This is a genomic window from Streptosporangium sp. NPDC023615, from assembly GCF_040640155.1.
In the GTDB taxonomy this organism is placed as follows: domain Bacteria; phylum Actinomycetota; class Actinomycetes; order Streptosporangiales; family Streptosporangiaceae; genus Streptosporangium.
The window spans coordinates 1-7,527 of sequence record NZ_JBFABE010000125.1 but is presented as its reverse complement, the minus strand read 5'-3'; the positions used below and the strand labels follow the sequence as shown (position 1 = coordinate 7,527).

Here is a 7,527-nt window from a genome sequence, read left to right as displayed (position 1 = left end):
CCCTGCATCACCACCGTCCAGGGCCTGGCCGCCGCCGTCCAGGGAATCCAGGCGATCGTCCGCGGGGACATCGGCGTGCGGTCCCTGCAGGAGCACGCCAGGCAGCTGAGAGGCGCCTGAACGAGGGGCCGGGAGACGTCCGAGGAGCGGGGCCGGTGTGGCGTAGTCGGAGGTGAGAAAGACGCCTGTTACTCCGGTACAGGTCACGGGCACGGTGCTGACGACGCGCCGCGTCGACGCCTACCATGCGCTGACCGTGGTGGCGCCCGGCATCGCCGAGCGCTTCCGCCCCGGCCACTTCGTCGGGGTGGCCGTGGGCGGGCCGACGACGTCGATGCTGACGCGCCGGGCCTTCTCCGTCCACGACGTCAAGCCCGACTACGGGGGCACCGTCGAGTTCGTCTTCGCGGTACGCGGGCCGGGCACGGCCTGGCTGGCCGAGCGCCGCGCCCGCGACCCGCTGGACCTGGTGGGCCCGCTCGGCCGTCCGTTCCCGCTGCCCCGCGACCCGGTGACGTGCGTGCTCGTCGGCGCCGGGCACGGGTCGGCGACGCTGTTCACGGTGGCCGACGCCCTCCAGGGGCGCGGCTGCCGCGTCGACTTCGTCCTCGGCGGCGACTCCGCCGACCGGGTCTTCGGCGCCCTGCGCGCCCGGAGGATGGGCGAGACCACCACGCTGACCACCGAGGACGGCTCCCTGGGCATGCGCGGCCGGGTGACCGACGTGCTGCCCGGCGTGATCGCCGACGTGCGGGCCGACGCGGTCTACGCGTGCGGGCCGCTGGAGACGCTGCGCGGCGTCACCGCGGTGGCGGTCGAGTTCGACATCCCGGTCCAGGTGGCCGTGGAGGAGCGGATGGCGTGCGGCATCGGCGTCTGCATGACGTGCGTGCTGCCGGTCATCGGCGACGACGGTGTAACCCGGATGGTGCGCTCGTGCGTCGAAGGACCGGTCTTCCGGGGCGAGCGCGTCCGCTTCGACGACGTCGGGACGATCCCGTTCGACGCGCTGGGAGCACCCGGTGGGGGAACGCGGAATGTCGGTTGACATGCGGACGTACCTGGGGCACGTGGAGCTGGCCAACCCGGTCACCACGGCCGCCGGGTGCGCCGCGTCGGGCTCGGAGCTGGCCCAGTTCTTCGACCTGGCCCGGATCGGCGCGCTGACCACCCGGTCGATCACCATGGCCCCCAGGGCGGGCCGTCCCACGCCCAGGATGGCCGAGACGCCCTCGGGCATGCTCAACGCCGTCGGGCTGCAGGGGCCGGGCGTGGACGCCTTCCTGGAGCGCGAGCTGCCCTGGCTGGCCCAGCGGGGCGTGCGGACCGTGGTCTCCATCGGCGGCGGCACCGTGGCCGAGTACACCGCGCTGGCGCGCAGGCTCACCGACGCCCCCGGCGTCACCGCCGTCGAGGTCAACCTGTCCTGCCCCAACATCGAGGACCGCGGCCGCGTCTTCGCCCGCGACGGCGCGGCCAGCGCCGAGGTGATCGCCTCGGTGCGCTCGGTGATGCGCTACGACGTGCCGGTGGTGGCCAAGCTCTCCCCGGACGTGATGGACATCGTGGCCATCGCCCGCGCGTGCGTGGACGGCGGCGCCGACGCCCTGTCGATGATCAACAATCCGCTGGGCATGAGCATCGACACCGAGGCCATGCGGCCCGCGCTCGCGGCCGTCACCGGCGGCCTGTCGGGACCCGCCATCCGGCCGCTGGCCGTACGCTGCGTCTGGCAGGTCCACGCGGCCCTGCCCAGCGTGCCCGTCATCGGGATGGGCGGTGTGCTGACCGGCAGGGACGCCTTCGAGCTCATCCTCGCCGGGGCCTGTGTCGTCGCCGTGGGCACGGCGCTGTTCCACGACCCCTACGCCTGCCTGCGCATCCTGCGGGAGCTGGAGGAGCTCCTGGCGGCCCGGGGGTTCCACCGGCTGGCCGACGCGGTCGGGCTGGCCCACCGCCCGCCGGGGGCGTCCACCCGGCACCGTACAGATCTTGAGGAGAGTTCCCTGTGACGCCCGCACCCATCGCCGTCGCCCTGGACGCGCCCGACCTCGAGACCGCGGCACGCTGGGCGAGTCTGGTGACCCCGCACGTCACCACCGTCAAGGTCGGGCTGGAGCTCTACCTGCGCTACGGCCCCGACGTGATCGCCTCGGTCCGCGGCGCCAGCGGGGTGCGCGTCTTCCTCGACCTGAAGCTGCACGACATCCCCAACACCGTCGCGGGCGCCGCCAGGGCCGTGGCCCGGCTCAAGCCGGCCATCCTGACCGTCCACGCGGGCGGCGGCCCGGCGATGATCCGGGCGGCGGTGGAGGCCATGCCGCACACCCAGATCGCCGCGGTCACGCTGCTCACCTCGCTGTCCGAGGCCGACCTGGAGCGGATGGGCGTCAACGGCCCGCCCGAGGACGCCGTACGGCGCCTGTCGGCCCTGGCCGTCGGCGCGGGGGCGCAGGCCCTGGTCTGCTCACCGCGCGAGGTCGCCGCGGTCCGCGCCGAGGTCGGCCCGGACATCACGCTGATCACTCCCGGCGTCCGGCCCGCCGGGACCGCGAGCCAGGACCAGGCGAGGGTGGCGACCCCCGAGCAGGCCTTCGCCGACGGCGCCGATCTGCTCGTGATCGGACGGCCCATCACCGGCTCGGCCGACCCCGGCGCGACCGCCGCCGGCATCGCCGCGGCCCTTCGCAGGACGTCCGTCGCCACCGGACGCGACGACTGAGCGAGACCCCGGAGAACTCGGCCCGGGCACGGTGCCGGGTGATCGCGAGGCCCGCGGGACGCGGCCCGGACGTGGTGCGGGGCGAGCGCCCGGAAGCCCGGAAAACTCGGCCCTGAGCGTAGTTTCGTCCACACAGCGCGAGGTGACGAGTACGGAAAGTCACGAAGTAGATTTTCTCGGGGGATAAAGTGGCCTTGACGTTGCTTGAAGCGCCATGACCAGCTAGTTTCCCTTCCCGTCCGAGTACATCGACAGGAAATTCGAGGTGACCCGGCGTGGCTCTTCCTCCCCTTACCCCTGAGCAGCGCGCCGCAGCCCTAGAGAAGGCTGCCAAGGCACGCAAAGAGCGTGCCGAGGTGAAGAACCGCCTGAAGCACGGGGCGGTCTCTCTGGCTGAGGTGCTCAAAGACGGGCAGGCCGACGACGTCATCGGCAAGATGAAGGTTTCGGCTCTCCTGGAGTCGCTCCCCGGCGTGGGCAAGGTCCGCGCCAAGCAGCTCATGGAGCGGCTCGGCATCGCAGAGTCCCGCCGCGTGCGGGGCCTGGGTACGAACCAGCGGGCCTCGCTCGAGCGTGAGTTCGGCGGGGCCGAGAGCTAGTCTCGGTTCGTACGAGCACGCTGACCCCGCAGGGGGCGCATCATGGGGGGTCTGGAGTGACCGGAACGTCGTGGTCCGACAGGAGTCGGGCTCCGGAGGCAACCGCCGAGGGCGGGGCCGGTCGCTCCACATCCCCGGCCGGGAGTCCGAGGGGGGCGTCAGCCCCCACCGGCCTGCCGGAGGGTAGGCGTCTGACGGTCCTGTCGGGACCGTCGGGCGTCGGCAAGTCCACGGTCGTCGCCGAGCTTCGGCGGGCACACCCCGAGGTGTGGCTGTCGGTCTCGGTGACCACCAGGAAGCCCCGCCCGGGGGAGACCCACGGCGTGGAGTACTTCTTCGCCGACGACGAGGAGTTCGACCGCCTCGCCGCCTCGGGGGAGCTGCTGGAGTGGGCCGAGTTCGCCGGCAACCGCTACGGGACGCCGCGCGGCCCGGTGCTGGAGCGGCTGGGAGCCGGGGTCCCCACGCTGCTGGAGATCGACCTTCAGGGCGCCCGCCAGGTCCGCGCGAGCATGCCGGAGGCGCTGCTGGTCTTCCTGGCCCCGCCGAGCTGGGCGGAGCTGGAGAAGCGGCTGCGGGGCCGGGGCACCGAGCCCGAGGACGTCATCGCCCGCCGGCTGGCGGCCGGCCGGATCGAGATGGCGGCCGAGCAGGAGTTCGACGTGACGCTCGTCAACACGTCCGTCCGGGAGGTGTGCCACCGGCTGATAGCCTTGTTGGCTGATGCTCCCGAGGGTTCACGCCTCGGACGTTCACCTAGCTAGGGGAAATCCACGTGGCAAGCAGCGCCGCCTACTCCGAAGGCATCACCAACCCGTCGATCGACGCCCTGCTCGACATCGTCGACAGCAAGTACAGTCTCGTGATCTTCGGCTCCAAGCGGGCGCGTCAGATCAATGCCTACTACTCCCAGCTCGGCGAGGGCCTGCTGGAGTACGTCGGCCCGCTCGTCGAGACCCACGCGCAGGAGAAGCCGCTCTCCATCGCGCTCCGCGAGGTCAGCGAGGGCCTGCTCACCTCCGAGCCGATCGAGGGCTGACCCTCCTCCATGCCGACCCCCGACCAGGACGGCCCGGCCGCCCGGCCGAGCGTCGTCCTCGGCGTGAGCGCGGGCATCGCCGCCTACAAGGCGTGCGAGCTGCTGCGCCTGTTCACCGAGTCCGGCCATGACGTGCGGGTCGTCCCGACCAGGGAGGCGCTCCGCTTCGTCGGCGAGCCCACCTGGGCGGCGCTGTCCGGCAACCCGGTCACCGCCGACGTGTGGGAGTCCGTGCACGAGGTGCCGCACGTCCGCATCGGACAGGGCGCCGACCTCGTGGTCGTCGCGCCGGCCACCGCCGACGTGCTCGCCAGGGCCGCCCACGGGCTGGCCGGCGACCTGCTGACCAACACCCTGCTCACCGCGCGCTGCCCGGTGGTGTTCGCCCCGGCCATGCACACCGAGATGTGGGAGCACCCCGCCACCCGCGCCAACGTGGCCACGCTCCGCGAGCGCGGCTCGATCGTCCTGGACCCGGCGGTGGGCCGCCTGACCGGCTCCGACAGCGGCCGGGGCCGTCTGCCCGACCCGAAGGAGATCTTCGAGGTCTGCCGGCGCGTCCTGGGCGGGCGATCCGCCGACCTGGCCGGCCGCCGTCTGGTGATCTCCGCCGGGGGGACCCGCGAGGCGATCGACCCGGTCCGCTTCATCGGGAACCGCTCCTCGGGCCTGCAGGGGTACGCCCTCGCCCGTACGGCGCTCGCCCGCGGCGCCGAGGTCACGCTGGTGGCCGCCAACGTCGCCCTGCCCGACCCGGCGGGGGCCGAGGTGGTCCGGGTCGAGTCGGCCCTGGAGCTGCGCGCCGCCGTGCTGGAGGCGGTGGAGGGCGCCGACGTCGTGGTCATGGCCGCCGCCGTCGCCGACTTCCGGCCCGCGGCCCGGAGCGGATCGAAGATCAAGAAGAGCGCGGCCGACCCCGAGGCCATCCATCTGGTGAAAAATCCGGACATCCTTGCGGAGCTGGGGGAGCGGCGGCGCGAGGGCCTCAAGCCGTACCCGAAGGTGATCGCGGGGTTCGCGGCCGAGACCGACGACGTCCTCGCCAACGGGCGGGCCAAGCTGGCCCGCAAGGGGTGCGATCTGCTCGTCGTCAACCAGGTCGGCGAGAACCTCGCCTTCGGCACCCCCGACAACGCGGCCGTGGTCCTGGGCGCGGGCGGCGAGCGGACCGACATCCCGCGCGGTCCCAAGGAGGCGCTGGCCGACGTGGTCTGGGACCTCGTCGTGGCGCGACTGGCCTGACCGCCCCTCACCACCCCTTGCCGCGGCCCATCCGCCGACGGATACTTCCTCCGAGATGACCTGCGCCGTCGCAGTCGGAGGGGTACCGATCATGCCGGTCACCGCCGCGGTCAGAGCCCGATGCCGTGCGCTGCTCCCCCCGGGGGAGGAGATCCACTACGTCCTGCCGGCGCTCTCCGTGGGCGCGCCCGGCATGGCGACCTTCCTCATCGTGGTCACCGACCGCACCATCCGGGTGCTCGCCACCCGCTTCTTCGACCGTGACGCGCCGGTCTCGGTGTACGCCACCCACGCGCGGCGCACCCGCCTCGGCCCGCCGGAGTTCTCGGCGGGCACGGCCATCGAGCTCGGCGGGATGGTGTTCGAGATCGAGGAGGAGTACGCCGCCGTGATCTGCGCCGCCGACGCGGAGGTCTTCGCGCCCGAGACGCTGCCCCCCGACCCGCTGCCGGACCTGTGACATCCCCGCACCCCCCGGCCCGCGGCCGGATCTATGTCATCCCGGATTTTCCGGGCATGAGAAATTTCCAGCGACACGATCCGGGACGACTTCGCGGCGCCGACACGGGTGCGGTTAGACTTCGCGGAGCGCTACTGGTGTCGTGCCGACGCCAGAGCCCCCAGACGCCAGCAGCCGCTGCATGAGGAGCCACTGACTTGTCCCGTCGTCTTTTCACCTCCGAGTCGGTCACAGAGGGCCACCCCGACAAGATCGCCGACCAGATCAGCGACGCGATCCTCGACGCCATGCTCAAGGGCGACCCCAAGAGCCGGGTCGCCGTCGAGACGATGATCACCACCGGTCAGGTTCACGTCGCCGGAGAGGTGACGACGGAGACCTACGTCGACATCCCCGGCCTCATCCGGGAGAAGATCCTCGAGATCGGCTACGACGCCTCGCACAAGGGCTTCGACGGTGCCTCCTGCGGCGTCTCGGTCTCCATCGGCGCGCAGTCGCCCGACATCGCCCAGGGTGTCGACGACGCCTACGAGAACCGCGAGGGCGAGGCCGACGACGAGCTCGACCGCCAGGGCGCGGGCGACCAGGGCCTGATGTTCGGCTACGCCTGCCGCGAGACCCCCGAGCTGATGCCGCTGCCGATCCAGCTCGCCCACCGCCTGGCCGAGCGCCTGTCGCAGGTCCGCAAGGACGGCACGGTTCCCTACCTGCGCCCCGACGGCAAGACCCAGGTCACCGTGGAGTACGACGGCGACCGCCCGGTCCGGCTGGACACCGTGGTCGTCTCCACCCAGCACGCGGCCGAGATCGACCTCAAGGAGATGCTCGCCCCCGACATCAAGGAGCACGTGGTCGACCCGGTCCTGGCCGGCCTCGAGCTCGACACCGAGGGCTACCGCCTGCTGGTCAACCCGACCGGCCGCTTCGAGATCGGCGGCCCCATGGGCGACGCCGGGCTGACCGGCCGCAAGATCATCGTCGACACCTACGGCGGCATGTCCCGCCACGGCGGCGGCGCCTTCTCCGGCAAGGACCCGTCCAAGGTCGACCGCTCGGCCGCCTACGCCATGCGCTGGGTCGCCAAGAACATCGTCGCCGCCGGCCTGGCCGACCGCGCCGAGGTCCAGGTCGCCTACGCCATCGGCAAGGCCCACCCGGTCGGCGTCTTCGTCGAGACCTTCGGCACCGAGAAGACCGAGGTCGACAAGATCCAGGAAGCCGTGCTGAAGGTCTTCGACCTGCGCCCGGCGGCGATCATCCGCGACCTGGACCTGCTCCGCCCCATCTACTCGGGCACCTCCGCCTACGGCCACTTCGGCCGGGAGGGCTTCTCCTGGGAGTCCACCGACCGCGCCGACGCCCTGCGCACCGCGGCCGGTCTCTGACCCACGCCCGGCCCCTTCCCCCCGGCCGACGCCGCCGTGCGCGACGCACTGACGCTGCTGGCCGCGCTGGTGCACGCCGC

General features: G+C 72.5%; 9 protein-coding genes. All 9 read left to right on the top strand.

Features of this window, described 5'->3' with window-relative positions:
• Positions 1-214 precede the first annotated feature (214 nt).
• The 9 genes from AB0G16_RS37935 (at position 215) to metK (ending at position 7,447) form a co-directional block, all read left to right on the top strand.
• Positions 215-1,048, top strand: a complete 834-nt coding sequence (locus tag AB0G16_RS37935) for a dihydroorotate dehydrogenase electron transfer subunit (protein ID WP_362815732.1) — start codon at positions 215-217, stop codon at positions 1,046-1,048.
• Positions 1,038-2,012, top strand: coding sequence for a dihydroorotate dehydrogenase (locus AB0G16_RS37930; RefSeq protein WP_362815730.1), 975 nt, complete (start codon positions 1,038-1,040; stop codon positions 2,010-2,012). The genes AB0G16_RS37935 and AB0G16_RS37930 overlap by 11 nt, the downstream gene beginning before the upstream one ends.
• Positions 2,009-2,722 carry an orotidine-5'-phosphate decarboxylase gene (gene pyrF / locus AB0G16_RS37925; protein WP_362815728.1) on the top strand — a complete coding sequence of 238 codons (714 nt, stop codon included), beginning with the start codon at positions 2,009-2,011 and terminating at the stop codon, positions 2,720-2,722. Before AB0G16_RS37930 ends, pyrF begins: the two co-directional genes overlap by 4 nt.
• 275 nt (positions 2,723-2,997) lie before the next feature.
• Positions 2,998-3,321 (top strand): integration host factor, actinobacterial type, encoded by a 324-nt coding sequence (gene mihF / locus AB0G16_RS37920; RefSeq protein WP_344896626.1) that lies wholly within the window; start codon positions 2,998-3,000, stop codon positions 3,319-3,321.
• Positions 3,322-3,494: 173 nt separating this feature from the next.
• On the top strand, positions 3,495-4,085 hold the full coding sequence (gmk, locus tag AB0G16_RS37915; RefSeq protein WP_362815734.1) for a guanylate kinase: 591 nt from the start codon (positions 3,495-3,497) through the stop codon (positions 4,083-4,085).
• Between the two features lie 11 nt (positions 4,086-4,096).
• A complete protein-coding gene (gene rpoZ / locus AB0G16_RS37910) occupies positions 4,097-4,360 on the top strand; it encodes a DNA-directed RNA polymerase subunit omega (RefSeq protein ID WP_344896629.1) in 264 nt (87 codons plus the stop codon).
• A 9-nt stretch (positions 4,361-4,369) separates the two neighbouring features.
• On the top strand, positions 4,370-5,602 hold the full coding sequence (gene coaBC, locus AB0G16_RS37905) for a bifunctional phosphopantothenoylcysteine decarboxylase/phosphopantothenate--cysteine ligase CoaBC (protein ID WP_362815725.1): 1,233 nt from the start codon (positions 4,370-4,372) through the stop codon (positions 5,600-5,602).
• 91 nt (positions 5,603-5,693) lie between these two features.
• Entirely contained in the window at positions 5,694-6,062 is a 369-nt protein-coding gene (locus AB0G16_RS37900) for a hypothetical protein (RefSeq protein WP_362815723.1), read from the top strand.
• A 197-nt stretch (positions 6,063-6,259) separates the two neighbouring features.
• Positions 6,260-7,447 (top strand): methionine adenosyltransferase, encoded by a 1,188-nt coding sequence (gene metK, locus AB0G16_RS37895; RefSeq protein WP_362815722.1) that lies wholly within the window; start codon positions 6,260-6,262, stop codon positions 7,445-7,447.
• Positions 7,448-7,527: the final 80 nt, after the last annotated feature.